Here is a 24,409-nt window from a genome sequence, read left to right on the forward strand (position 1 = left end):
ATGTATTCGTTATAGTAGCACCTTTACTCAATAAGATTGATAGACTGGCTGCTAAAGCACTTTGAATAGACCGTTTTGAATAATTTTACGCGTCAAAAAAAGATGTATATACGTTTACTAACTGGCTTTCAGTTGATTAAACAATATAAAATAACGGGCGTTATGATTAGTAGTTACTTTGCCGAACGGTAAGTATCTAGCTCAACGAATGAAGTTATGAAAGGCTCCTCCACTATTCCCACCGCTGATCCGGCTGTATTGAGAGCTGCCCTGAATTTTTATGGCAACGGGATCATGCTGTTCGAGTGCCTGCGTAACGCAAAAGGTGATATTCAGGACTTTCGGCTGACATTGGCTAACCAACAGGCTGAAGAACTGATCGGTATGACCGAAGCGAGCATGCTGAACCGGACCGCTTCTGACCTCTTCTCGCCGACCTTCCGAAACGAATTATGGGTTTATGCCCGACGCGTTGTCGATACCGGCGAAATCGCCCGTACGCAGGTCAATTTCCCAGTATATGGTACGCAGGAACGCTGGTTCGAACTGACGTTCCAGAAATACGGCGACGGGACGGCTATTTCGTTTGCCGACATCACGGCATTGAAAAAAGCGGCTCTGGCAGCTCTGGAACAATCTGAACTGCTGGACAATATTCTGAACGGATCGCTGAACGGCGTTGTCTGCTACCAGATCATCCGGGATGAGTCCGGCCAGCCCTGCGACTTCCGGGCGACACGCTGGAACCCGGCCGCTCTGGCCATGACGCAGCAGACCGAAGCCGATCTGACCAACTACACCCTACTCGAACGGTATCCGGAACGGGCAAAACCCGGCAACGCCGGCCATGATCTGTTTCGGACGTATGTAAAAACGGCCACCACCGGAACGCCCTGGCATCAGGAGGTTTATATGGACTCGACTGATACCTGGTTCAACGTATCGGTTAGTAAGCTGGGCGATGGTGTGCTGGTCAACTTTCTGGATATTACACCGGCCAAGCGTTACGAACATCAGCTCCGGCATACCATTGATGAACTACAGCAGTCGAATAAAAATCTCGAACAATTCGCCTACGTAGCGTCGCATGACCTGCAGGAGCCGTTGCGGAAGATTACGACCTTCGGCAACATTCTTCAGAGTCATACGGAGATCGGTACCGAAAATACGGCGTTGCTGAACCGGATGCAGTCGGCGGCCCAGCGCATGAACGTACTCATTCAGGATTTGCTGGCGTACTCGCGGCTGGCTTCGAAGAAGGCACCGTTCCAACGCGTCAACCTGCAGAATATACTGAACGACGTACTGGGCGACCTCGAAACGGTCATTCAGGAAAAACGGGCGGAGGTGAACAGTACCACGCTGCCCATCGTGACGGGCGATGCCATGCAGCTTCGGCAGGTGTTGCAGAACCTGCTCAGCAATGCCCTCAAGTTTTCGAAACCGGGTGTGATTCCGCGCGTAGTAATCGACTGTGAGCAGATCAAAGGTCAAACCATCCGTCCGCTTCCCGGACAGACCGTGGCACCGGCAGACCTCGACAAGCCTTTCTACGCCATCAGTATTGAGGACAATGGTATTGGCTTCGAGGAAAAATACACCAGCCAGATCTTTACCGTTTTCCAGCGGCTGCACAGCCGGAGTCAGTATCAGGGCACGGGCATTGGACTGGCTATTGTGCTGAAAGTTGTGGAAAACCACAAGGGCTACCTGAGTGTCAGCAGCCAACCGGACCAGGGCGCCAGCTTTACGGTTTATCTGCCCGCCGAACCCGCCCCGTTTGTAGTGGCCAATTGATCATTCGAGGTTTGATGACCCAAGGTTGCGTTGTGACTAGACCTGCGACCACCAAACCCCGAATACTGATCAATAAGGTTCTCCGCCGGCTTCTTCGTCTTCAGCCAGTTCGCTGATCTCCCGATCCAACTCATCGTCCGATACGTCATCATCCAGCAAATCCTCGGGCAAATCCTCGAGGTCTTCGTCGTTTGAGACACCGTCCGTCGCATGCCGCGCCGTAGCCGAATCGGTATACAGTATGGTATCAGCCGCTTCGTCGTCAGGGCGATCGTAGATATCAGGCTCGTTGTTGACGCCCAATCCGGCATAAACGGCGGCATCTTCTTCGTAGTTATTGTCAGGTACGTTGGTATGCTGGGGCGACATGCCTTCCTGCGGACCGCCTGTCTGCTCGTCCACGCGCTGCTGGCTTGGACCGTCGGGGGTTACGTTATTTCGTTCCATACCCGTAGTAACCAGTAAGCCCCGGCCTAGGTTTTGACTTACTTCCAGACAACTATTTTCTGCACCCGCGCCGATCGGTTTTCGGTCTGTAAGCGCAGGAAGTACATACCATCGGGCAGGGTTCCCAGATCGACGATTGTTTCTGTGCTCGACCGGACCGCCTGCGACGGCCGCACCAGCTGCCCCGACATCGATACAAGCTCAATCCGTCCATCGTACGGCACCCGTACGGTCAGGTAGCGATTGGTGGGGTTTGGATACGCCCAGGGCTGGGTAATTTCCTCGCCGGGCAGCGCCGTAACGACCTGCTTCTGCGAGGTGTTTTTCAGGTACCGCACCCCGCCCGCCAGGCTACCCAGCATCAGATCGGGCAGTTGGTCACCATCCAGATCCGCCAGAGCCGCCCGCAGGCCCGTGCCGGGCAGGCCGATACCCGGCAGCGAATCGAGCAGAGTCAGCGGCTGATCGGCACGTTCGGGCATCCGGTAGATTCGTACCTGACCGTTGTGGGTGGCCGCTACGAGTTCGTTGATCCGGTCGCCGTTCAGGTCGGCCAGAACCAGCGACCGGGCCCGTATTTCGGTGTCGATTCTAAAACCACCGAACTGCTGGTTCTGTAGCTGCAGCGCCGGGCTGGTGGGCGTACCGGTGTTCCGGTAATACTGTATGGTTCCTTCCGATTTTCCAATCAGCAGGTCCGGCCGACCGTCGCGGTCAACGTCGGTGACCGTCGGCAGATCTCCGGGCCCCACCCCTTCGGGCGTTGGCCACGTAACAGCCGAGCCCAGGTCATACCGGGCGGCTGCACCGGGGCCGGCCTGGTTGAAAAGGACCCGAATCTCAAGAGTTCTGATACCAGTGCCCGTCAGCACCAGGTCCAGGCTGCCGTTGCCATCCACGTCGGTAAACGCCGGTACTACGTCCGACAGGACCAGCGACTGCCGAAGGCCGAGGTAATCCGTGCTGGTACGCTCAAACGCGGGCTTAGCAGGTGTTCCCTTGTTCTCGAAATACCACAGACCCGCCCGGTAGGTAGTCCCGACGCGCTCACCACTGTACCCGACGAGCAGATCAGCATCACCGTCGCCGTCGAGATCGGCCAGGGCCGGGGCCGCATTTTCGCCCAAGTCCAGCATGTCGTGCTGCAAAAAGTCTTTCTGCACCAGCCGAAAATCCGGCAGCTGATTCGTTCCCTGGTTTTTATAGAACCAGCCCGACGCCCGGAAGTCCATCAACTGGCCCTCGTTGAACGATACGTTGGGCGACGCCAGCAGGTCTTTGATACCATCGCCGTCGACATCCTCCCAGAAGGTGGCCGGAAAGGCAGGAAAGATGACAGGATTCTGGGCCGGAAACAGGCTGTCGAATCCAACATAGGCTGCGCTTTCATTATTAGGGCCACCGCTCCGTAAGCGGGTAATGTTCTGGCATGAGACGTGGCCCAGGAGTAAATCTTTCTTACCATCGCCGTCGGTATCCAGGATGGTCAGGGTATTGCCGGTGTGCATAACCCGGGCTCCATTCACGGGCACATCCTGGCCGGTCTCGCCTTCGCATTGAAGGCCAAACGTAAAGTCGTTGCAAAACTGATTACTGCTGAAACGCCCCCAGCACAGCCCTATTCGCTTGAATTCCAGCCCCGGTTTCTGCCGGCGCTCCATACTCATATTCCTGAAGTAGGAAATAAAACTCCCCGGAACATCGTAGGCGAGAACGTCGATATCGCCATCATCATCGTAGTCGGTCAGGGCCGGGATATCCGAATTCGATACGTACAGAGGCAGCACACTGCTGAACCCTTCGGCCAGGACCGTATCCGCTTTAGCGGCAAACGCCAGCCGACCATTCTGGAATTCATTCCGGAACACAAAGATCTGCCCCCGTCCACTGACAAACAGGTCTTTTCGACCATCCATGTCATAATCAACGAGTTGCAGCCAGTTATCCGTAAGGGGAAACACCGCTTCGTACTCAGGAGCATACTGCCAGGTAATGCCCCCGGCTGGATTCTCGACCGCAATGAACGTACTGATTTTATTGGTGGTACGGTCAAAAACAACCAGATCCTCGCGGGTATCGCCGTTCATGCGTACGGTCGAATACTGCGTAGCGTTCAGACCGCCAACCCATGGATTCGGCAAAATCCGGCCGTCGATGCTGACACTGGGGGTCAGATCGTAGCGAAACCCAAACCCGGACGGAGCACCCGACTGAGCCTGAATACAGAACGGAAGCAAACACAACAGAAGAGTAAACCGCTTTTTCATCTATTTTTGGGCGTTTCTCAAAAACCGGTAGGATTGGAGGCTCGTCGCTGACAGACTTTTGTGCCCCTGACCAACCCGCAAAGAGAAAACGAATGATCGTCCTTTTTATGTTTGCCCAGTATGCTTTCCATCAACGACGTATATCATAAATTTTTAGAATGTTCGGGCGTTTCGACCGATACGCGGGCCATCACGGCCAATTGCCTGTTTGTAGCCCTGCGGGGCGATACGTTCGACGGCAACCAGTTTGCCGAACAGGCACTGGCATCAGGGGCACGGTACGCGCTGGTCGATGATCCCGACGTAGCGGCCCGCCACCCAACCCGCTTTCTGCTGGTCGATAACAGCCTGACCGCGCTGCAGGACCTGGCGCGGCACCACCGCCAGACCCTCACCATTCCGATCGTCGGCCTGACGGGTTCCAATGGAAAAACCACGACTAAAGAACTCATTGCGGCCGTCTTATCAAAGAAGTACAAGACCTATGCCACCCGGGGCAACCTGAACAACCACATCGGCGTACCGCTGACGGTGCTGGCCATTACCGAACAGTACGAACTGGCCGTGGTGGAAATGGGGGCCAACCACCAGAAGGAAATTGAACAGCTCTGTTCCATCGCCCAGCCAACGCACGGGCTCATCACGAACGTCGGCAAAGCACATCTCGAGGGCTTTGGGGGTGTCGAAGGAGTTCGAAAAGGCAAAGGCGAACTGTTCGATTACCTGGCGGCATCCGGCGGTACGGTATTCATCAACGCGCAGGATCCCGTTTTAATGGATATGTTCCACGAGCGGACGTTTGCCAACGTAGTGCTGTACCGGCAGGATAACCTTCCTACGCTGATTGAGGAAACGCCGGTGGTGATCTACCGCGACGCCGACAACCACGAGATTACGACGCATCTGCCGGGCCGCTACAATTTCGAGAACATGGCCGCAGCCCTGGCAATCGGCCGGGCATTCGGTGTAACGCCCGAAGAAGCCAACCGGGCCGTAGCCGATTATAACCCGACCAATAACCGGTCGCAGGTAATTGCCAAAGGATCCAATACGGTTCTGCTGGATGCGTATAATGCCAACCCCAGTTCGATGGCGGCTGCTATCCGGCAGTTTATGACCATGCCCGCCCAGCGGAAAATGGTCATTCTCGGCGATATGTACGAACTCGGCGACGAAAGCCCCGCCGAGCACGCAGCCCTCGGCGAACTGATTGCGCAGGGTCGGTTCGATACGGTTATTCTGGCGGGTCAGGATATGAAGTATGCACTCGGGGCGTTGCCGAAAGCGTATTATTTCCCCGATAAGTTTTCGCTGCACAACTGGCTGATCGACCACCCCATGACCGACACCCATATTCTCGTCAAAGGGTCGCGGGGCATGAGCCTGGAAACGGTACTGCCTTTTTTGTAGCGGTTGACGTTGTGGAATACCTTAGCCAAAGGAATCTATCCGTAAACTTCTGTATGAGAGTGATGCGGATACATTCCTTTTGGCCGCTATCAATGCTGGCAATCGTATTAGCCTGCCAACCCGTTACCCAGTCAGTCGAGGCCATCGACGAAACATATGACGTTTATTCAGCCTTTTTGAACAGTATCGACCCTGCTCCTGAGCAATCAATTGTCGTTACTAATACCACCGTTGCTTTAGCGAAGGATTTACACCCTCAAACCCCCTGGTCACTGGTTGCCAACCGAGGTCACAAATGTTTCTATGAAAAAGATCCGGTTGCTTGCCAGAAGCTTAACGACCCAGCCTGGGCTACGCTTTTCGAGGCCGTCAAACAGCCGTCGTATGCTGATATTGGTAAGTTAAGCGATATGTTTCGGGTTGATTTTCCGATCAGACTCCTATCTGACACACAGATTAGCCAACTTTATCAGTATGAAGAGGGTAAAGAAAGAGCTCCGTTCATCTTTAGGTTTTCGACACCCATTTACGACGCCGAGGCCAAAAAAGCTGCTTTTCTTTACGCCTTTAATTGCGGCCCCAACTGTGGCCGTAGAGAACTGGTTCTCCTTGAGAAGGTTGACCAGCAATGGGTTGTCGTTGACGTATTTACATTTGGAATCTCATAAATTAACGTACTAGTTCGTGATCATTCGGCTCATCTTTTCATCCATAGTTGTTTTCTTTTCTGTCTTTCAGACGCCCCATCGCTTTGAGAATGAGATCAAAGCGTTTGAAGCCCGGGACCAGCAAACGCCCCCGCCGAAGCGGCCTATTCTGTTTACGGGTAGCTCGTCAATCCGGCTTTGGGATAGCCTGGGCCGGTATTTCCCTGGCAAACCCGTCCTGCAGCGGGGTTTCGGTGGCTCCGAACTGAGCGATGTCCGGTACTACGCCGACCGGATCATCCTGCCCTACAAACCCCGGCAGATTGTCTTGTACGCGGGCGAAAATGACATTGCCTCGGGCAAACTGACAGCTCAGCAAACTTGCGATCGATTCGTTGATTTGTTCGAGTACGTCCGCAAACGCCTGCCGGGTGTCCCGTTTGTGTTTATTTCCATCAAACCCAGCCCGTCGCGTCGGCAGTTTCAGCCAGTCGTCATTGAAGCGAACCAGCTCATTAAACAATACCTGTCCACCAAGCGAAACACCCGGTTTGTGGATGTGTATACCCCGATGCTCGGCGCCAACCAGCAGCCAATGGGGCATCTGTTCAAAGGCGACAGCCTGCATATGCAGGCCGCCGGCTACCAGATCTGGGCCAAAGCCGTTCGACCCGTACTGAAATAGCGCTATAAATCGATCTCCATCCGGATGTCGGCGCGGGCGTAGGGCGACGGCGCCATAGGCACCTCCCGAAAGCCGACCCGTTCGTAGAGCGCCAGGGCCGTTTTGGCCCGTCGGTTCGATTCAAGCCACACGGTACGCAGGCCGATCTGGCGGGCGTACTCCAGCGCAGCCAGACACAACTGCTTGCCGATGCCGTGGCCCTGCGCGCTGGGTGTCACCGACATTTTGGCCAGTTCGAAACCCGTTTCGCCGGTATTGACGAGCGCCACCGTGCCGACAATCTCGTCGTCGAGCCTGGCCAGGAAAATGGCGCCCTGATTAGGCAGAATGTACGTTTCGGGGTGGTCCAGCTGCTCCAGGTCGTGGGGTTCGAGCGTGAAGTCACGGCTGATCCACTCGACGTTCAGCCGTTTGAAGTCCGGCTGGTAGCGCGGCTCGTACGGAATGATGGAAAAATTAGTCATGGTTTGGTGTATTTAGCTGGTCGCGGACCCGGTTGACAAATGGTTTTTGGGCCAACTGATCTTCCATTTCCTGAAGCGACTGAAGTAAATTATGGGTCTGATTGGTGAGCATCTCCCGGTTTACGGCCACGAACGCGTCCCAGAGCGGTTGTAACTTCGGTACCATCGCTTCGCCAGCCGGACTGAGCGACAGCAGTCGCTTGCGGCTGTCCTTTCCCGACTTCTCGGACGTAATCAGCCCCCGCTGCACCAGTTCGTTCACGACCTGAATGACACCCGGATGCGTAATACCCAGCCGGTCGGCAATATCCATGACGCTGATTGGCCCCTGCCGTACGATCAGGATGAACACCGTTGCCCATTTCACCTCAAAATCAAGCCCTGATTCGCGGTAGATCGTCGTGACCGCCTGCCAGTACGTATCACTCAACCGCCGAAGCCGACTGGCCATAGCCAGTTCGGCCAGTTCTGCCATGAAATCCATATTAGTAAGTAATTACGTAACTGCTTACATAATTAGATAATCAATTCGAAAAAGTCAACTATTTTTTAACTACCGGTCTGCGGAGTTGTGTAAGCTATTGTGAGTAAACTAATTTCGTTCAGGAACACTGGACTAAGTCCGCCACAACGACTAATTAATTTGTGTCATATCAAACGGTTAGCCTTTCTAACGGATAGTCCTTAATTTTGTATTTTACTTGGAAACAAACCCGGTTCCGGCCTGGCTTTACGGCTGACTGAGAACTGTAAACTGACCACTGCTTTTATGCAAACCTCCACGTACGTTCCTTACAAGGTTAAGGACATCGCCCTGGCCGACTGGGGCCGCAAGGAAATCCGGCTCGCCGAAGCCGAAATGCCCGGTCTGATGGCCCTCCGCGCCGAGTTCGGTCCGTCAAAGCCGCTGGCGGGTGCCCGCATCGCCGGTTGCCTCCACATGACGATTCAAACGGCCGTGCTGATCGAGACGCTGGTTGAACTGGGCGCTGACGTTACCTGGTCGTCGTGCAATATCTTTTCGACGCAGGACCATGCCGCAGCCGCCATCGCAGCCGCCGGTATTCCGGTGTATGCGTGGAAAGGGATGACCGAAGAAGAATTCAACTGGTGTATCGAGCAGACGCTGTTCTTCGGCGAAGATCGCCAGCCGCTCAACATGATCCTCGACGACGGTGGCGACCTGACCAACATGGTATTCGATGTGTACCCGGAACTGATCTCAGGCATCCGGGGCTTGTCGGAAGAAACCACGACGGGTGTGCACCGCCTGTATGAGCGGATGAAGAATGGTACATTGCACCTGCCCGCCATCAACGTAAATGACTCGGTAACGAAGTCGAAATTTGACAACAAATACGGCTGCCGTGAGTCGCTGGTGGATGCCATCCGCCGGGCTACTGACCTGATGTTGGCGGGTAAAGTAGCGGTTGTAGCGGGCTACGGCGACGTAGGCAAAGGCTCAGCCGAATCACTCCGGGGTGCCGGCTGCCGCGTACTGGTAACCGAAATCGACCCGATCTGCGCTCTGCAGGCCGCTATGGACGGTTACGAAGTGGTGCCGATGGACGAAGCCGTGACCCGCGCTCAGATTTTTGTAACGGCCACCGGTAACGTCCGCATCATCAAGGATCGGCACTTCCGGGCCATGAAGGATAAAGCCGTTGTGTGTAACATCGGTCACTTCGACAACGAGATTGACATGGCCTGGCTGAACCAGAACTACGGCCATAGCAAGAGCCAGATCAAACCGCAGGTGGACATGTATGAGATCGACGGTAAAGAAATCATCGTCCTGGCCGAAGGTCGTCTGGTGAACTTGGGCTGCGCGATGGGTCACCCGTCGTTTGTGATGTCGTGCTCGTTCTCGAACCAGACGCTGGCGCAGCTCGAGCTGTGGCAGAACGCCGACAAGTACGAGAACAAAGTATACGTACTGCCGAAGAAGCTGGACGAGAAAGTAGCGGCTCTGCACTTGGCGCACGTTGGGGCGAAACTCGAACCGCTGGAGCAGGAGCAGGCCGACTATATCGGCGTTCAGGTGGAAGGACCGTTCAAGTCAGAGATGTACCGGTATTAGAGGAGAAAAGGAGGAGGGAGAAAGGAGGAAAAGCTTCTTTCTACATCCTCAATGGCGCGGCTTCGGAAACGGAGCCGCGCTTTTTGTTATCATGCATAACCTACCAGAAACACAAATACATAGCTCCGTTAAGTAACTCACTATATAAAAAACGACGGTTACTTAATCTATACCACTTTCTGTATTATATTTCGTTACTATAGTACAATTCACATCGCTTAGTGATCAACCTTTACCCGTTATGAAGCTTGGAAACCTTCTTCGCAAACTACGTGACTAAAAGAAACTGTCCCAATCTGAAGTAGCCGAGCAAGTTGGCGTTTGTCAGAGCACCTACTTCGCCTGGAAAAATGGCCGCTCCTCGCCTAACGCAAAGTATTACGTCAAATTAGCTACCGCTTTTGGCGTTGATCTTTGACGTTCTGACCGTAATCATTCATTCTCGAAACAGGTCAGCTCTTTATACAACCGAGCTGAACAAATGGTCATTCTTCGAAGATCTTACGGCCATACAGGTTATTTTGTTGAATCAACTTTGTTCCATCCTCAATGCGAAGACAATTACTGACTCGACAACTACCGGCGGACTGGCTGGTTGGTTGGACCAAGCATAGCTTAGGCTATTTTTTCGCCGAATTGTAAAAGGTTACGAGTATACCATATCATCTTCGATGGCTTAGCTATGTTTCGCCAATATTCAAGTAATGATTCAGCGAAATAAATTTAATCACCTAGCTTAATTTCCTAACATTTTCATATAAATAACATGAGAAGATTGATTATCTTATATGGGTTATTTGTAGCTATTGGCTGTAGCTCTAAAGAAGAAGTAAGGAGAGATCCTTCGCTAAATAATGAGTTAGTGGTGATTGTAAAAAACGCAACTACTCTTCCAGTATCTGTTTCTATTAAAGAAACTTTCTTTAATGACCGTATTTATCAAAAAATTTCTTATAAAAAAGAAGATACTCTTGCTTTAAAAATAAAGGAATATGATTTTGTTTTCTTCAGCCATAAAAATTCTATTGAAGACACCTTTTTTGTATCAAACAAAGATACTCTAATTTTATACTCATCTGGTAATCACGTTAAAGTAGTATCTGTTTCACAAGATGAGTCAATAAAAACATTTACTAAACTTTATAACATTTGTAATAAAAAAGCAGAAAAAATATCACTTGGAAAACACATAAACTCATTAACATCTTATTTTTTCACTATTGATTATAAAGGTGTGCCGATGGTAAGCAACAATGATTATCAAAAATTCATATCATATCCTTTGAAAATAAATAATGCACTTGAAACTAACAGGAAAAAATTAGATTCTCTTGTTAACCTTATGACAATAGATTATATGCAGGATAAAGCCTTTCTCAATAAGTTAGAGAGCAAATTCCCTAAGAAGTTACTTCAAAGCCAAGCTTATAAGATTCAAATAGATTTTTTCAACAAGCTAGTTTCGATTAATAACATCTTGCACGACAGTGTAACAATGAACATGATGAATTCTAATTTATTTATTAATGATAGTTTAATAAATAGTCCTTATGCGAAAAATATACTAGGAGTATTTTTGATGAAGAATGTCTTAAAAAAGCCTGCTGATTATTCAAGATCAAAACAATCATTAGATTTTAAAGAGGTATATAATAATGTACCACTTTATTTAAATGATACTTTGGCCAAATATGCACGCTTTCTAAGTCTGGAGCGTATGATTGATTTTGGGGAATCAATGAACGACATTGAGAAAAAATTTATAGATTTTAAAAAACAATACCATGATAATAATCTGAACAAATCGTTGATTAATAAATATTTATTAGATGTAAACTATTATAAAAATATAAAAGATCATATAAAAGTTGTAAACATTAATAAGCAAGTTTATTCTCTAGATGAAATTATTGAAAAGTACAGAGGCAAATTAATATACATTGATTTTTGGGCTAGTTGGTGCGGGCCTTGCAGAGCTTCAATGCCTGCTTCACATAAGTTAATAGAAGATCTACAAGGCAAAAATTTTGTTCTTGTATATCTATCAATAGATAAAGATGTAGATAAGTGGAGTAAGGCCTCTCGTATTGAGAAGATAGATAATTACGAGCACAATTTTCTAGTGCTTAATCATAATAATGCAAAATTTCTTAAAAGAATTAAGCTAAAAGAAATACCTCGATATATTATATTTGATCAATCAGGTAAAATTGTTCACCATGATGCGCCTGGTCCAGGTGCAGTAGAATTGACTGAAATTATTGACAAGAATATTACTAAAAGTGAATAACCTCAGTTTAGGTCTCTTTTTTTCAGGTTGAGAAAATTGGTTTTAAATAAGATAATTAGAAATTCTTTATTTAACTATAATCTTAACTTTCTTGCTCTTACAAAAGTTGAGACTACAACTGAGGCCCTCGTTAATCAGAGCAGATTGGCAACGTAGTGACACTCTGACTAGCAGTATTTTACCCGTACTGGTTTTAGTAGGTCCTGCCAGAAAAGCGCGTCTGACCGTGACAATACCCTGAAATCAGATCGGCAGTAGACATGTAATCCACTGCCGACATGTTACTACGTAATCAACCCTTTATTGCGGCACAGCCCGGGCCGAGATGGCAATTCGGTTCCAGGAGTTAATGGTCGCAATCGCCATGATTACCTGTATCACCTTTTTCTCACCTAGCAACCGAACGGCTTCATCGTATACCTCGTCGGTTACCTGCTGCTCACTGATGAACGTTACCTGTTCTGTGAGCGCCAGAATAGCCCGCTCTTCGGGCGAGAAATAAGGCGACTCCTGCCAGGCGTTGAGCGCGTAAATCCGTTCTTCGCTTTCACCATTCTGGCGGGCTTCCTTTGTATGCATTTGAATGCAAAAGGCGCATTTATTGAGCTGCGACGCCCGGATTTTTATCAGCTCACGATGAACCGGATCAATGTCGCTCTGACGGACGTAGCTTTCCAGGCCATACATGGCCTGATACGCTTTGGGCTCTACTTGCTGGGGATTCTCAATTCTTGGTTTCATAACAACTGATTTGTTTGTAATCACCCCATTGACCAGCAACGCCCTGGGTCTGTGACAAACCGCGGCAATTATTTTCAGGAAATTTTTAGGGGTGGCGTGGGGGTAGGCTGGTGTTGGGTGGTCTTAGGTTCGTAAACACGCTGAAAGCAGCGTACGGAATGGACACTCGAATACAACCTGAATACACGTATGAAAAAGGTATTTCTCTACCTCAGCTCTCTTTTTTTAACCGTCGGTCAGCTCATCGCTCAGGACACAACGCAGATTGACGATCAGCCACTTATGAAAGGCCAGTATCCGATCAGAGCCGTTCAGATTGGCTTCGTGCCGCCCCTTAGTACCAACGGGCTCGAAAGCGGGCGAGTGAGCAACCGCTTGTCGCTGAACGCGCTCGGCAGCTATGCCGCAGCCCTCGATGGCTTCGAAGCCAGTGGTCTGTTCAACGTCGAAAAAGACTATGTCGATGGCGTGCAGTTCGCGGGCATTGTCAACGCCGTCCGGCACGAAGCCAGAGGAGCGCAGTTTGCCGGTATTGCCAACCTGGTAGGCGGCCCGCTCCACGGCGTGCAGTTCGCGGGCATTACAAACGTAGTGGCCGGTAGTGTGCAGGGGGCTCAGTTTGCCGGGATCGCTAACCTGTCCGGCGGGCGCGTACGGGGTCTGCAAATTGCCGGGATCGCCAACGTAGCGCGGTCGGTTCATGGGCCGCAGATTGCCGGTATCGTTAACATCGCCAAGCGGGTAAACGGTGCACAGATTGGCCTGATTAATATTGCGCAGGACATCGACGGCCCGCAGATCGGCCTGCTCAGCATCTCTCCGAACGGGTACCGCCGGTTTGAAGTGTGGGCCAGCGACGCCCTCTACGCCAACCTTGGGTTTAAGATGGGCGGTAACCGGAAGTTCTACAACATCTTTGCGCTGGGTGCCACCCTCCCCACCGACAACCAGACCCGCTGGGGCTACGGCTACGGTATCGGTACGAATCAGCCGATGGGCAGGCGCAACGAGGTTAGCATCGAAGCCATTGCCTATCACATCCACGAAGAAAATACAACCTGGGACCAGCTCAACATGCTGAACCAGGCCCGGGTCAGCTTTATCTTCCCGCTTCGTAACCGCTTTGCCCTGACCGTTACGCCTACCTTCAACGTACAGGTGTCGCAGCTCGACGTAGCGGAAGGCATCGGCACCAAATGGGTTAGCTGGTCAGTATACGACCGGTTGACCAACAACGGGACGCGGGTACGGATGTGGCCGGGACTGAACATCGGTGTGCAATTCTGATCCCCTGTCATCGTGTCGAAAAGCCCGGAGCAATCGTTCCGGGTTTTTTCTTAGGCTTGCTGCTGGTTTCGAGTGGGTTCAGCTCCGGGAATCGTCGGCAGCTTATCAGGATTCCGGACGATGTAGACAGCACTGATCTGATCGCCATCCAGATCAACGGCCATGACGGAGTCCAGCGCACCGGTTTCTTTATTGAAGAGCAGCGCCCCTACCCCACCGTTGACCGTAACGAACTGCCAATCGCGGATTGGCCAGCTTTTCCGGGCCAATCCACTCAGGAACGCCGTAACGTGACTGATGCCCATCACCGGATTCAGCGCAGCCGTTACTTTACCGCCACCGTCTGAGTAAACAACAATATCCTCTTTAAGCAGTTGCACAAACGGGTTGATGTCGCCGGTATGACTAGCCATCAGGAACGCATGCTGTAACGCCTGTTGTTGCTTCGGATCGAGTGGAAAGCGCTTTTTGGCGCCGGCCAGCTTCTCTTTAGCCCGGTGGTACAGCTGGCGGCTGTTGGCTTCGGTCAGTTCCAGCAGCCCGGCCAGCTCGGCGTATTCCACATCGAAGCTTTCTTTGAGCAGAAAGACGGCCCGTTCGGTAGGCGTCAGCTTTTCGAGCAGCAGCATGAATCCATACGAAACGTCGATTCGTGCTTCAATCTGCCGGAACTCCTGGTTGACAACCGGCTCCGGCAGCCAAGTACCCCGGTAAGCCTCACGCTGTCGTTTCACGGCCGCCAGGTGATTCAGGCTTCGGTTGATCACCATTTTTGCCAGATACGCCTGCGGATGCTGAACGTCCTCGTGGGGTACCGTGACCCAGTTGACCAACGACTCCTGCACGATGTCCTCGCTGACAGCAACTTCGCCGGTCATGCGGTACGCCAGGGCAAACAGTTGAGGCTGATAGCTAGCTACAACGTCCTGAAGCTCCATGTTGGAAAGGTATTGACCGACCGTCTTTCATTACGTGGCGGCCATCCGGTTTGTTTCGCCAATAACGGGCAAAATAGCCATATTTGGTTCCAACAACTTACTTTTTGGCTCCGTATTGGTTCAGTAGTTACAACGGGGCCGAACCGCGTTATAACCACGATTGGGGCTATGCCACTGGCAGCCGGTTCTGTAAATTGATAAATAGCACATTGTGAGCAAACTGTATGTACATTTACACGTTTCTGTTACCTTCTCCCCAACGATGGCCATGAGGTTTCTGCTGACCGTGCTACTCATATGCCCCCTGTTCGTGCAGGCTCAGGAGCGTATTGATACGTTGCACTGGAGCGCAACCCGACGACTGAAACTAAGCGACTTCCACGGCGACCCGCAGCCGGGTCAGGGCATTTCCGAATTTTACTACCAGCTTGGCTACGACGTACAGCCCACTCTGATCCGGAACCGTCCGATCATCGACGCCTACTGCCTGATGTTCCGGAATCTGTCGTGGGTGGTGGAATCGGCACGTACCGAACAAACCCTGCAGTACAATCAAATTCTGTTCGATCTGGTGGAGGTACACGCCCGTCGGATGAAAACCAAGCTTATCGAACTGAAAGCCGACCGCCATTTTAAAGACCTCGCCAAACAGATCGAATACCGGACAAACGCGGAGTTAACTGCTCAGGTCAATCAGTTTCGGGCGGAAACCAACGGCGGCAACAGTTTTCAGGCCCTGGAACGGTGGCAGCAGAAGGTAGCGCAGATGCTGTACGACACCCCCGACATGGTGACCACGTATCACCAGTCGGATGTAGGACTGGGGGTCTTTCTGGGCGGCAGCGCCATGCAGCCAACTGGCGGGATCAGCCGGACGCTCAACCCGCCGACCGGCCTGGTGTATAGCTTCGATGTGGTTTTCCGGCAGTACGTGCTCTTGCTGCAGCCCTCGCTCTACAGCGCTACGATTCGGGATGCCTTCAGCCAGAACGATCAGACCTGGAACGGGGGCATGAAGGTAAGCGCCATTCTGTTTGAAGCGGGTCTGGGTACCATTGTTCATGAATCGCCCCGGCACCGGGTAATTCCCTACGTGGGCTACAGTCTGCTGAACATGCTGCCCCGCGACCGGCGTGATGAACGATACAAAGGCTATTCGCTGGTTAACCACGCGCCGGTAGCCGGCGTGGTCTGGGATTTCAAGCTGGGCAGTAACGACCGGAATCCCAACCGGGCGTCCGACGCCTTCTGGTTTATCCGGGCCAAACTTTCCTACACCCCCGTACTGACGGCCAAATCTTTCTCGGGCGGGCTGCTCAATCTGCAACTGGGCCTCGGTGGGTTCAGCCGGCCCCGCCGGATCAGCTACGAACCCGAACGCACCACGCTGACCTTCCCGGGCCGGATGCTCTGATACAATGACAACGCCCAGCCAGGCGGCCGGGCGTTGTGCATCACTATGCGACACCAATTTGGTAGTAAAGCGTAATCAGGGACCATCTGGCAGAAAACGCCTGCTTATGTTTAGCGTTTTGCCTGCTCCAGTGCGGTCAGCGGCAAAAGTAGGCCGAATACATTACAACAGTTTTATGCGCAGATGAAGAAAGATTTAACAAAGTCGTTACGTTCTTAAAACAGCAGCAATATAGGAATGCAACTATCGGCAAAACGCCACGGACCGGCGGCTATCTTCACGGCATAGTCGGCCGGAGTTCATACCTTTGTTAGCGATTTTTCATTCCATGAAACGGGTCAACCTGGCCATTCTGGCCATCTTCTGTTATTTATCCGCGTGTGCGCAACCAGCGGCTGACACCAATCGCTACACCCGCGCCGACTCGCTCCGGGGTGGTCTGCGGCCCGAACGAACCAGCTACGACGTTCTGTTCTATGACCTGAGTCTGCGCGTCGATCCGACCAGCCGGACCATTGAAGGCAGCAACGTCATTCGCTATAGCGTGGTCAGCGCGTTCCAGCAGATGCAGGTCGATCTGTTTGCGAACATGACGGTGCGACGTATTACGCAGAACGGCAAACCCCTCACCTACCGGCGCGACGGCAATGCGATCTTTATCACGATGAACGAGGCCCAGCCGGTCGGCCAGACGCGTGAGATTACGATCAGCTACGAGGGTAGTCCGACGGTGGCCAAAAACGCGCCCTGGGATGGCGGCTTCGTCTGGCAGCGCGATTCAGTAACCAATAAACCCTGGGTCACGGTCGCCTGCGAAGGCACGGGCGCCAGCCTGTGGTGGCCCTGCAAAGACCACCTTTCCGACGAGCCGGATTCGATGCGTATCCGCGTTCGCGTACCCAACGGCCTGACCTGCGTCTCGAATGGCCTGCTGCAGGGCCAGCGGCCGGTCGGTCCGGACCAGACCGAGTGGAGCTGGTTTGTCCACTATCCCATCAACAGCTACAACGTTACGCTCAACATCACCGACTACGCCCATTTCGCCGACGAGTACCGCAGTCCCGACGGCCAGCGGCTGCAACTCGACTACTACGTCCTGCCCGTCAACCTCGGCAAGGCCAAAACCCATTTCGAGCAGGTGAAAGGCATGCTGGCCTGCTACGAACAGTACTTCGGCAAGTACCCGTTCTGGCGGGACGGTTATGCACTCGTCGAGACGCCGTACTGGGGCATGGAACACCAGAGCGCAATCGCTTACGGAAACAAGTACCAGAATACCCCCTTCAACTTCGACTTTATCATCATCCACGAAAGCGGGCACGAGTACTTTGGCAATAGCCTGAGTTGCGCCGACCACGCCGAAATGTGGATTCACGAAGCGTTTACGACCTACGCCGAAGCACTCTATATGGAGTGTACGCAGGGAGCGGCCCGGGCGCAGACGTACCTGAACACCCAGCGGCCAAAGATCAGAAACGAATACCCGATGCTGGGTCCTCTGGGCGTGAATGCCGATCAGCCCGATACCGACATTTACTACAAAGGCTCCTGGATGCTGCACACGCTGCGTCATGCCGTCAACAACGACGCGACCTGGTTCGCGGCCATCAAAGCCCTGGCTACCGAGAAAAAACTGTCGATCGTCTACACCGATGAGGTGATTGATTTCCTGACCAAACGAACCGGCGCTGACCTGAAACCGTTGTTCAATCAGTACCTGCGCCACGCCGAACTGCCGGTGCTGGAGTACCAGGTCGTTCGGACCGAGGCCAACGATTGGTCAATCCGGCACCGCTGGGTGGCGAACGTCCAGGACTTTGCACTGCCCGTGCAGATACGCACCGGCGCCGGCAACTGGCAGACCATCCGCCCCGGCCGCGAATGGACCACTTCCAGCCTCGGGTCGGCACCCGGCGCTCTGACCATAAACACCAATATTGGCTTATTTGGCGTTCGACGCCTACCTACCGAGTAACCGTAAACTCCTGCAATGATATCCAGACAATTTGCTCCGGTTCTGCTCCTGCTGACAGTCCTGACGGCCTGCCAGTCCAGTTACCACCTGGCGCAGCAATCCGCCAACCGCATCGAGGTCGATTCCGTTACGGCCAGAGCTGACCCGGACCTGACCGGCTTTCTGCAACCATACCGGCAGAAACTCGACCAGACCATGAACGAGGTACTGGCCCGCTCGACCGGTCCGATTGAGAAAGGCCAGCCCAACGGGCCGCTCAACGACCTGCTGACGGATGCCCTCCTCCAGCAGGCCACGCAGAAGTACGGCAAACCGATCGACGTATCGCATCTGAACTTTGGCGGTATCCGCAACAACCTGCCCGCCGGAAACATCACCATCGGTGGCGTCTACGAAGTGATGCCGTTTGACAATAAGCTCGTTGTATTGACTCTGACGGGCGATATGCTGATGCAACTGCTCAACCACTTTGCCGACGGCAACAAGCTGGTTGTCGGGGGTGTGCGGGCGACCATCCACGACGGCAAAGTACAATCCGCTACGCTGACCAACGGCCGGACGATTCAGCCCAATGAGACCTATACGGTAGCGATGAGTGATTATGTAGCCGAAGGGGGCGACAATTCCGGATTTCTGAAAAATCCGGTCAGGCGCGACGATATAAATTACCTCATCCGCGATGCCCTGATCGATTATTTCCGGCAGCAAGGCAAATCCGGTCAACCCATAACTCCCACGACGGATGGACGCATTACAATCAAATAGACGCCAGTTTCTGAAACTGCTCGGCACGGCCGCCGTGATCGGGGCCACCGCACCCGAGGCACTCGCTAAAGGGAAAACCACCCAACTGACCATTCTGCACACCAACGACGTACACAGCCGGCTGGACCCGTTTCCGCTGGATGCCGGCCGGAACGCGGGCAAAGGGGGCGTGGCCCGGCGGATGTCGCTGGTCGAACGCATCCGGCAGGAGCAGAAAAACGTCCTGCTGTTCGACGCGGGCGACATTTTCCAGGGAACGCCGTATTTCAACCTGTACAAAGGCGAGCCGGAGATCCTGGCCATGAAGCGACTGGGCTACGACGCGGGCACCATCGGTAACCATGATTTCGACGGGGGTATCGACAACATGCGCGATCAGTTCGCCAAAGCCGGTTTCCCGTTCCTGATTGCCAACTACGACTTCAAGAACACGGTCATGGATGGCCGCACGCAGCCTTCTGCCATCTTCACAAAAGACGGGGTGCGGATTGGCGTATTCGGGCTGGGTATCCAGCCGGCGGGCCTGATTCCCAAAGCGATGTATAAGGAAACGAAGTACCTCGATCCCGTTGAAATGGGTAACGACGTAGCGGCCCGGCTCCGGACCAGCGAAAAGTGCGATTACGTCATCTGCCTGTCGCACCTGGGCTTCAAATACAACGATGACACCGTATCGGACAACGTACTGGCGGCCAAAACCCGGAACATCGACCTCATCATCGGCGGTCATACCCACACGTTCCTGGAAGCGCCCGTTACGGTCAACAACCCCGACGGCAAACCCACGCTGATCAATCAGGTTGGTTTCGGGGGCATTTATCTGGGCCGGATCGACCTGACGTTCGAGCGCGGTAAAGCCACCTCAGCGGGGCAGGTCATGGAGGTGAAATAAAGTTTGTATCTTTGTAAACCATGCGTAAACGGCGAACCTCAGCCGTTCATGCATTCACTTTTTCGCTCGTTCACCAATGAAATTTGGCGTTGTTGTTTTTCCCGGTTCAAACTGCGATCAGGATGCCGTGGACACGTTGGAACTGATGGGTCAGCATGTTGTCAAGCTCTGGCACAAAGACCACGATCTGCAGGGGAGTGATTTTATCATCTTGCCGGGTGGATTCTCCTACGGCGACTACCTGCGCACGGGTGCGGTGGCTCGCTTCTCACCTATTATGAACGAAGTGATCGCCCACGCCAACCGGGGCGGTTACCTGCTGGGTATCTGCAACGGATTCCAGATTCTGGCCGAAGCGCGGCTCGTGCCGGGTGTGCTGCTCCGGAATACCAACCAGCAGTACATCTGTAAAAACGTTCACCTGGCTCCGCAGTCGAGGGACGCGTTGCTGACGGCCGGGCTGGACAAACCGGCGTATAAAATCCCGATTGCCCACGGTGAAGGTCGCTACTTTGCCGATGCCGATACGTTAAAGCGCCTGAACGACAACGGGCAGGTACTCTTCCGGTACTGCAATGAAGCCGGTGAAATTACCGATGCGGCCAACTGCAACGGCAGCGTCGAGAACATCGCCGGTGTAACCAACGAAACCAAAAACGTATTCGGCATGATGCCGCACCCCGAACGGGCCGCCGACCCCGCCCTCGGCAATACCGACGGCCGACTCATCCTGGAGCAGGCTCTAAAGGCGGTGTTGGTATAAAAAGGAGGAAAGGGAAGAAGGGGACGAAAGGGAGAAAAGGGTCTGTTGCTGTTCCCTTTATTTCCCCTCGTCCCCTTCTTCCCTTTCCTCCCCTACTTATCCATTCACCTCTTCCAGCACGGGATAATCGATGTATCCTTTTTCGCCGGGGGTGTAGAACGTAGTGAAATCCGGCTGGTTCAGATCGGCACCCGTTTTCAGGCGCTCCACAAAATCAGGGTTGGCCAGTGCCGGCCGTCCGAACGCTACCAGATCCGCTTTACCGCTCTGCAGTACGGCTTCGGCCCGCTCGGCATCGTAGCCTCCACTCAGAATCAGGGCGCCGTTGAAGCGTTCCCGAATCCCCTCAACAACCGCATCCGGAACAATCGGTGCACCCATCGACGAGTGATCGACCAGGTGGATGTACACCACGCCCAGCGCATTCAGTTTTTCGGTGATGTAGTAATACGTCTGATCGACGTCGGCGTAGGGTTTGATGTCGTTAAATACCCCGTATGGTGACAGGCGAACGCCTACTTTGTCGAAGCCGATCGCGTTACCGGCCGCTTCGGCGATGTCGAGCAGGAAGCGGCTGCGGTTTTCGATTGAGCCACCGTATTCATCGGTGCGCTGATTCGAGTCAGGGCTGATAAACTGTTCGATCAAATAGCCGTTGGCCCCGTGCAGTTCTACGCCGTCGAAACCAGCGTCAATGGCGTTCTGCGACGCGCTGACAAACTCCTGAATGGTTGCTTTCACCTCCTCGGTCGTCAGTTCGCGGGGGGTCGGGTGCGGCTGCATACCCTGCTCATCGGTGTAGATTTCGCCGGCGGCAGCAATGGCTGATGGCGCCACAACCTCGGCGTTTCCAGCCAGATGCGTGTGGTGGCTGATACGTCCCGTGTGCATCAGCTGTACGAAAATCTTACCCCCTTTTTCATGAACCGCGTCGGTCACTTTTTTCCAGGCCGCGACCTGTGCCGCACTATGAATGCCCGGAATCCGTGCGTATCCTTCGCCGTTGGGCGAGGGCGCTGTGCCTTCGGTGATGATCAGGCCGATCGACGCCCGCTGCGCGTAGTACGTCACCATGATGTCGGTCGGAATGTGATTGGCCGTTGCCCGGTTACGGGTCATCGGGGCCATAGCCACGTGGTTCTGTAGCGTTAGATTACCCAGTTGAGTCTCTGAGAACAGTATTGAAGCCATAGAGATGATTATTTTGAATGGTTCTGGGTGAAAAACACAACCAAATATTTAAAAGTTTGGATGTATTCGTAAAAATTTTTTACGCCAGGTCGTTCAGGAAGCCCGACAACTGCTGCAGTGATTCTTTATTGAGGGTCAGATGTAAATTTCTGCCTTCCTTCTGCGCATTAACTAGTCCGCTATCGGTCAGTAACTTGACATGGTGAGAAACGCACGGCTGCGAGAGCCCCGTCATTTCCTGGATGTCGGTATTGGTCAAACTACCTTTCCGCGACAGTTCCATCAGGATAGACAGGCGGTACTTGTCGGCGATAGCATTGGTTGCTTTTTCAACGAAACGAGTCTCCATTTGAAAAAAGGGGCTTTCGCCCCGTATCATTTTTACAAAAATAACAAATAAGGTTAAGAGAACGTGCCACAAGGGTTTGTGCAACAAATTAGCGGTATTGTTATACTGCGCGCAAGTATACTTACTTTTTATATATAATTTACAAACTGCAAAAAAATCTTTGAAAAGGTCAGGTCGCCAGGGTTCATGCTCGAATTTAAGCCGCATCGGTTAACTTTGGCCTGACTCCTACTCCTGCCTTATGAACATCAACATCGACGCCACAGCTCAGCGCACGTACGATGCCATTGTGATTGGTTCCGGTATCAGCGGTGGCTGGGCCGCCAAAGAACTCACCCAGAAAGGCCTGCGAACGCTTGTGCTGGAACGCGGTCGCCCTGTCGAACACGTAAAGGATTACCCTACTACGATGTCGAGCCCCTGGGAACTGACGCACCGGGGTCGCTATCCGGTCGACAAGCTGGCGCAAAGCCCGGTTCAGAGCCAGGTAGGTTACGCCTTCAACGAATATTCTGGCCACTTTTTCATCAACGACGCCGACCATCCGTACCAGCAGGTCAAGCCTTTTGACTGGATACGCGGGTATCAGGTCGGCGGAAAATCACTGCTGTGGGCCCGCTGGACGCAGCGGTGGGCGTCGTTCAATTTTGAGGATAACGCCAGGGATGGGCACGGTGTCGACTGGCCGATTCGCTACGAGGAACTCGCCCCCTGGTACAGCTACGTGGAGCGGTTTGCCGGTATCAGTGGCAATAAAGACGGCTTGTCGACCCTGCCCGATGGTGAGTTTCTGCCGCCCTTCGAGATGTTCTGCCTCGAAAAACACGTCCGCGACACCTGGAAAAAGCAGTTTCCGGATCGGCACCTGATCATCAGCCGGACGGCCAACCTGTCGAAAGCGCAGAAAATCCATACCGACCTCGGCCGGGCCGACTGCCAGGCCCGCAACTGGTGCGCCCGGGGCTGTCTGTTTGGTGCGTACTTCAGCAGCAACTCGGCTACGTTGCCCGCGGCTGCCAAAACCGGCAAGCTGACCATCCGCCCGTTTTCGGTGGTACACTCCATTATCTATGACGATGCGAAAGGCAAGGCAATGGGTGTGCGGGTGATCGATACCAACACCAAAGAAATCAGCGAGTACTACGCCCGCGTCATCTTCGTCAATGCCGCTACGTTGAATTCCACCCTGATTCTGCTCAATTCTACGTCGAACCGCTTCCCCAACGGCCTGGGCAACGACAGCGGGGTTCTGGGGCACTACCTCATGGACCATAACTACCGGGGCCGTATCGCCGGCGTCTACGAAGGCCCGGAGTTCGACAACATGTATTACTACGGTCGCCGTCCGACGGGAACCTACGTACCGCGCTTTCGCAACGTCCTGAACGACAAACAAAGCGACTTCGTACGCGGCTACGCCTATGCCGCCGGGGCCAGCCGGGAAGGCTGGGGCCGTGGAAACGGCATGGAAGGTTTCGGGGCGGAGTTCAAGGAGTCGCTGACTCAACCGGGCGCGTGGACTTTCAGTCTGACGGCGATGGGCGAGATGCTACCCCGGTTCGAAAATCACGTCCGGCTCAACCCCGACAAAAAAGACCAGTGGGGTATGCCAACCCTCGATATTGACTGTAGCTGGGGCGAGAACGAGGACCGAATGACCGCCGACGCTATTGAGCAGGGCAAAGCCATGCTGGAAGCCGCGGGCGTACGGGTAACCGCTGCCTTCGACAACCACCAGCCACCGGGCCTGGCGATTCATGAAATGGGAACGGCCCGGATGGGTAAGGATCCAAAAACGTCGGTCCTGAATAAGTGGAACCAGGTGCATTCGGTCAAAAACGTGTTTGTGACGGATGGCGCCAGCATGACCTCATCGGCCTGCCAGAACCCTTCGCTGACGTACATGGCCCTGACGGCCCGTGCTGTTGATTATGCCACGAAGGAAATGAAGAAGGGGCATCTCTGACCGTACTTCCCTGCTGCATTCAGCCGGTCAATTGCCCGATC

General features: G+C 53.3%; 22 protein-coding genes. 14 read left to right on the top strand and 8 right to left on the bottom strand.

Features of this window, described 5'->3' with window-relative positions:
* Window positions 1-216 precede the first annotated feature (216 nt).
* Complete coding sequence (locus DYU11_RS02165; protein WP_119665994.1) at window positions 217-1,797, top strand: sensor histidine kinase; 1,581 nt, start codon at window positions 217-219, stop codon at window positions 1,795-1,797.
* Between the two features lie 69 nt (window positions 1,798-1,866).
* Here DYU11_RS02165 and DYU11_RS02170 read toward each other — a convergent pair whose 3' ends face one another.
* Both DYU11_RS02170 and DYU11_RS02175 read right to left on the bottom strand, forming a co-directional pair.
* Complete coding sequence (locus DYU11_RS02170) at window positions 1,867-2,244, bottom strand: hypothetical protein (RefSeq protein WP_119665995.1); 378 nt, start codon at window positions 2,242-2,244, stop codon at window positions 1,867-1,869.
* Between the two features lie 38 nt (window positions 2,245-2,282).
* A complete protein-coding gene (locus DYU11_RS02175) occupies window positions 2,283-4,511 on the bottom strand; it encodes a T9SS type A sorting domain-containing protein (protein ID WP_119665996.1) in 2,229 nt (742 codons plus the stop codon).
* Window positions 4,512-4,631: 120 nt separating this feature from the next.
* On the opposite strand from DYU11_RS02175, the gene DYU11_RS02180 reads away from it, so the two are divergent.
* From DYU11_RS02180 to DYU11_RS02190, 3 genes are all read left to right on the top strand, one after another.
* Window positions 4,632-5,921, top strand: a complete 1,290-nt coding sequence (locus tag DYU11_RS02180; protein WP_119665997.1) for a UDP-N-acetylmuramoyl-tripeptide--D-alanyl-D-alanine ligase — start codon at window positions 4,632-4,634, stop codon at window positions 5,919-5,921.
* Window positions 5,922-6,013: 92 nt separating this feature from the next.
* Complete coding sequence (locus tag DYU11_RS02185; RefSeq protein WP_147367869.1) at window positions 6,014-6,589, top strand: hypothetical protein; 576 nt, start codon at window positions 6,014-6,016, stop codon at window positions 6,587-6,589.
* 16 nt (window positions 6,590-6,605) lie between these two features.
* Window positions 6,606-7,253 carry an SGNH/GDSL hydrolase family protein gene (locus DYU11_RS02190; protein WP_229365664.1) on the top strand — a complete coding sequence of 216 codons (648 nt, stop codon included), beginning with the start codon at window positions 6,606-6,608 and terminating at the stop codon, window positions 7,251-7,253.
* A 2-nt stretch (window positions 7,254-7,255) separates the two neighbouring features.
* Here DYU11_RS02190 and DYU11_RS02195 read toward each other — a convergent pair whose 3' ends face one another.
* Window positions 7,256-7,717, bottom strand: coding sequence for a GNAT family N-acetyltransferase (locus DYU11_RS02195; RefSeq protein ID WP_119665999.1), 462 nt, complete (start codon window positions 7,715-7,717; stop codon window positions 7,256-7,258).
* Window positions 7,710-8,201, bottom strand: a complete 492-nt coding sequence (locus DYU11_RS02200) for a MarR family winged helix-turn-helix transcriptional regulator (protein WP_119666000.1) — start codon at window positions 8,199-8,201, stop codon at window positions 7,710-7,712. Before DYU11_RS02200 ends, DYU11_RS02195 begins: the two co-directional genes overlap by 8 nt.
* A gap of 285 nt (window positions 8,202-8,486) precedes the next feature.
* Here DYU11_RS02200 and ahcY point away from each other — a divergent pair, with 285 nt between their 5' ends.
* The 3 genes from ahcY to DYU11_RS02215 all read left to right on the top strand — a co-directional run bounded on the left by ahcY (window position 8,487) and on the right by DYU11_RS02215 (window position 12,087).
* Entirely contained in the window at window positions 8,487-9,797 is a 1,311-nt protein-coding gene (gene ahcY / locus DYU11_RS02205) for an adenosylhomocysteinase (RefSeq protein ID WP_119666001.1), read from the top strand.
* 286 nt (window positions 9,798-10,083) lie between these two features.
* A complete protein-coding gene (locus tag DYU11_RS33930) occupies window positions 10,084-10,215 on the top strand; it encodes a helix-turn-helix domain-containing protein (protein ID WP_119666680.1) in 132 nt (43 codons plus the stop codon).
* Between the two features lie 348 nt (window positions 10,216-10,563).
* Window positions 10,564-12,087 (top strand): TlpA family protein disulfide reductase, encoded by a 1,524-nt coding sequence (locus DYU11_RS02215; protein ID WP_119666002.1) that lies wholly within the window; start codon window positions 10,564-10,566, stop codon window positions 12,085-12,087.
* A 300-nt stretch (window positions 12,088-12,387) separates the two neighbouring features.
* Here the strand turns inward: DYU11_RS02215 and DYU11_RS02220 are convergent, their stop codons facing one another.
* A complete protein-coding gene (locus tag DYU11_RS02220) occupies window positions 12,388-12,828 on the bottom strand; it encodes a carboxymuconolactone decarboxylase family protein (RefSeq protein ID WP_119666003.1) in 441 nt (146 codons plus the stop codon).
* Between the two features lie 189 nt (window positions 12,829-13,017).
* Between DYU11_RS02220 and DYU11_RS02225 the strand changes: the two genes are divergently transcribed.
* Window positions 13,018-14,115, top strand: coding sequence for a hypothetical protein (locus DYU11_RS02225; protein WP_119666004.1), 1,098 nt, complete (start codon window positions 13,018-13,020; stop codon window positions 14,113-14,115).
* 50 nt (window positions 14,116-14,165) lie between these two features.
* Here DYU11_RS02225 and sigJ read toward each other — a convergent pair whose 3' ends face one another.
* Window positions 14,166-15,053: an RNA polymerase sigma factor SigJ gene (gene sigJ / locus DYU11_RS02230; protein WP_119666005.1), complete on the bottom strand. Its 888-nt coding sequence runs from the start codon at window positions 15,051-15,053 to the stop codon at window positions 14,166-14,168.
* A gap of 262 nt (window positions 15,054-15,315) precedes the next feature.
* Between sigJ and DYU11_RS02235 the strand changes: the two genes are divergently transcribed.
* From DYU11_RS02235 to purQ, 5 genes are all read left to right on the top strand, one after another.
* Window positions 15,316-16,467 (top strand): PspA/IM30 family protein, encoded by a 1,152-nt coding sequence (locus DYU11_RS02235; RefSeq protein ID WP_229365665.1) that lies wholly within the window; start codon window positions 15,316-15,318, stop codon window positions 16,465-16,467.
* 328 nt (window positions 16,468-16,795) lie between these two features.
* The gene (locus DYU11_RS02240; RefSeq protein ID WP_119666007.1) at window positions 16,796-18,442 is read left to right on the top strand and encodes a M1 family metallopeptidase; all 1,647 of its coding nucleotides are present in this window, start codon (window positions 16,796-16,798) and stop codon (window positions 18,440-18,442) included.
* 15 nt (window positions 18,443-18,457) lie between these two features.
* Window positions 18,458-19,207: a 5'-nucleotidase C-terminal domain-containing protein gene (locus DYU11_RS02245; protein WP_119666008.1), complete on the top strand. Its 750-nt coding sequence runs from the start codon at window positions 18,458-18,460 to the stop codon at window positions 19,205-19,207.
* A complete protein-coding gene (locus DYU11_RS02250; RefSeq protein WP_119666009.1) occupies window positions 19,185-20,099 on the top strand; it encodes a bifunctional metallophosphatase/5'-nucleotidase in 915 nt (304 codons plus the stop codon). Before DYU11_RS02245 ends, DYU11_RS02250 begins: the two co-directional genes overlap by 23 nt.
* Window positions 20,100-20,175: 76 nt before the next feature.
* Window positions 20,176-20,862, top strand: coding sequence for a phosphoribosylformylglycinamidine synthase subunit PurQ (gene purQ / locus DYU11_RS02255; protein WP_119666010.1), 687 nt, complete (start codon window positions 20,176-20,178; stop codon window positions 20,860-20,862).
* Between the two features lie 96 nt (window positions 20,863-20,958).
* Here the strand turns inward: purQ and DYU11_RS02260 are convergent, their stop codons facing one another.
* Window positions 20,959-22,053: an alkene reductase gene (locus DYU11_RS02260; protein ID WP_119666011.1), complete on the bottom strand. Its 1,095-nt coding sequence runs from the start codon at window positions 22,051-22,053 to the stop codon at window positions 20,959-20,961.
* Window positions 22,054-22,132: 79 nt separating this feature from the next.
* Window positions 22,133-22,402, bottom strand: a complete 270-nt coding sequence (locus DYU11_RS02265; RefSeq protein ID WP_119666681.1) for an ArsR/SmtB family transcription factor — start codon at window positions 22,400-22,402, stop codon at window positions 22,133-22,135.
* 241 nt (window positions 22,403-22,643) lie between these two features.
* Between DYU11_RS02265 and DYU11_RS02270 the strand changes: the two genes are divergently transcribed.
* Window positions 22,644-24,368, top strand: a complete 1,725-nt coding sequence (locus DYU11_RS02270) for a GMC oxidoreductase (RefSeq protein WP_119666012.1) — start codon at window positions 22,644-22,646, stop codon at window positions 24,366-24,368.
* Window positions 24,369-24,409: the final 41 nt, after the last annotated feature.

The organism is Fibrisoma montanum (assembly GCF_003583365.1).
In the GTDB taxonomy this organism is placed as follows: domain Bacteria; phylum Bacteroidota; class Bacteroidia; order Cytophagales; family Spirosomataceae; genus Fibrisoma; species Fibrisoma montanum.

Bases quoted from the DNA above. Each gene is read 5' to 3' on its own strand.
- DYU11_RS02165 (WP_119665994.1), top strand. From the start codon at position 217: ATGAAAGGCTCCTCCACTATTCCCACCGCTGATCCGGCTGTATTGAGA.
- DYU11_RS02170 (WP_119665995.1), bottom strand. From the start codon at position 2,244: ATGGAACGAAATAACGTAACCCCCGACGGTCCAAGCCAGCAGCGCGTG.
- DYU11_RS02175 (WP_119665996.1), bottom strand. From the start codon at position 4,511: ATGAAAAAGCGGTTTACTCTTCTGTTGTGTTTGCTTCCGTTCTGTATT.
- DYU11_RS02180 (WP_119665997.1), top strand. From the start codon at position 4,632: ATGCTTTCCATCAACGACGTATATCATAAATTTTTAGAATGTTCGGGC.
- DYU11_RS02185 (WP_147367869.1), top strand. From the start codon at position 6,014: ATGCTGGCAATCGTATTAGCCTGCCAACCCGTTACCCAGTCAGTCGAG.
- DYU11_RS02195 (WP_119665999.1), bottom strand. From the start codon at position 7,717: ATGACTAATTTTTCCATCATTCCGTACGAGCCGCGCTACCAGCCGGAC.
- DYU11_RS02200 (WP_119666000.1), bottom strand. From the start codon at position 8,201: ATGGATTTCATGGCAGAACTGGCCGAACTGGCTATGGCCAGTCGGCTT.
- ahcY (WP_119666001.1), top strand. From the start codon at position 8,487: ATGCAAACCTCCACGTACGTTCCTTACAAGGTTAAGGACATCGCCCTG.
- DYU11_RS02215 (WP_119666002.1), top strand. From the start codon at position 10,564: ATGAGAAGATTGATTATCTTATATGGGTTATTTGTAGCTATTGGCTGT.
- DYU11_RS02220 (WP_119666003.1), bottom strand. From the start codon at position 12,828: ATGAAACCAAGAATTGAGAATCCCCAGCAAGTAGAGCCCAAAGCGTAT.
- DYU11_RS02225 (WP_119666004.1), top strand. From the start codon at position 13,018: ATGAAAAAGGTATTTCTCTACCTCAGCTCTCTTTTTTTAACCGTCGGT.
- sigJ (WP_119666005.1), bottom strand. From the start codon at position 15,053: ATGGAGCTTCAGGACGTTGTAGCTAGCTATCAGCCTCAACTGTTTGCC.
- DYU11_RS02235 (WP_229365665.1), top strand. From the start codon at position 15,316: ATGGCCATGAGGTTTCTGCTGACCGTGCTACTCATATGCCCCCTGTTC.
- DYU11_RS02240 (WP_119666007.1), top strand. From the start codon at position 16,796: ATGAAACGGGTCAACCTGGCCATTCTGGCCATCTTCTGTTATTTATCC.
- DYU11_RS02245 (WP_119666008.1), top strand. From the start codon at position 18,458: ATGATATCCAGACAATTTGCTCCGGTTCTGCTCCTGCTGACAGTCCTG.
- DYU11_RS02250 (WP_119666009.1), top strand. From the start codon at position 19,185: ATGGACGCATTACAATCAAATAGACGCCAGTTTCTGAAACTGCTCGGC.
- purQ (WP_119666010.1), top strand. From the start codon at position 20,176: ATGAAATTTGGCGTTGTTGTTTTTCCCGGTTCAAACTGCGATCAGGAT.
- DYU11_RS02260 (WP_119666011.1), bottom strand. From the start codon at position 22,053: ATGGCTTCAATACTGTTCTCAGAGACTCAACTGGGTAATCTAACGCTA.
- DYU11_RS02265 (WP_119666681.1), bottom strand. From the start codon at position 22,402: ATGGAGACTCGTTTCGTTGAAAAAGCAACCAATGCTATCGCCGACAAG.
- DYU11_RS02270 (WP_119666012.1), top strand. From the start codon at position 22,644: ATGAACATCAACATCGACGCCACAGCTCAGCGCACGTACGATGCCATT.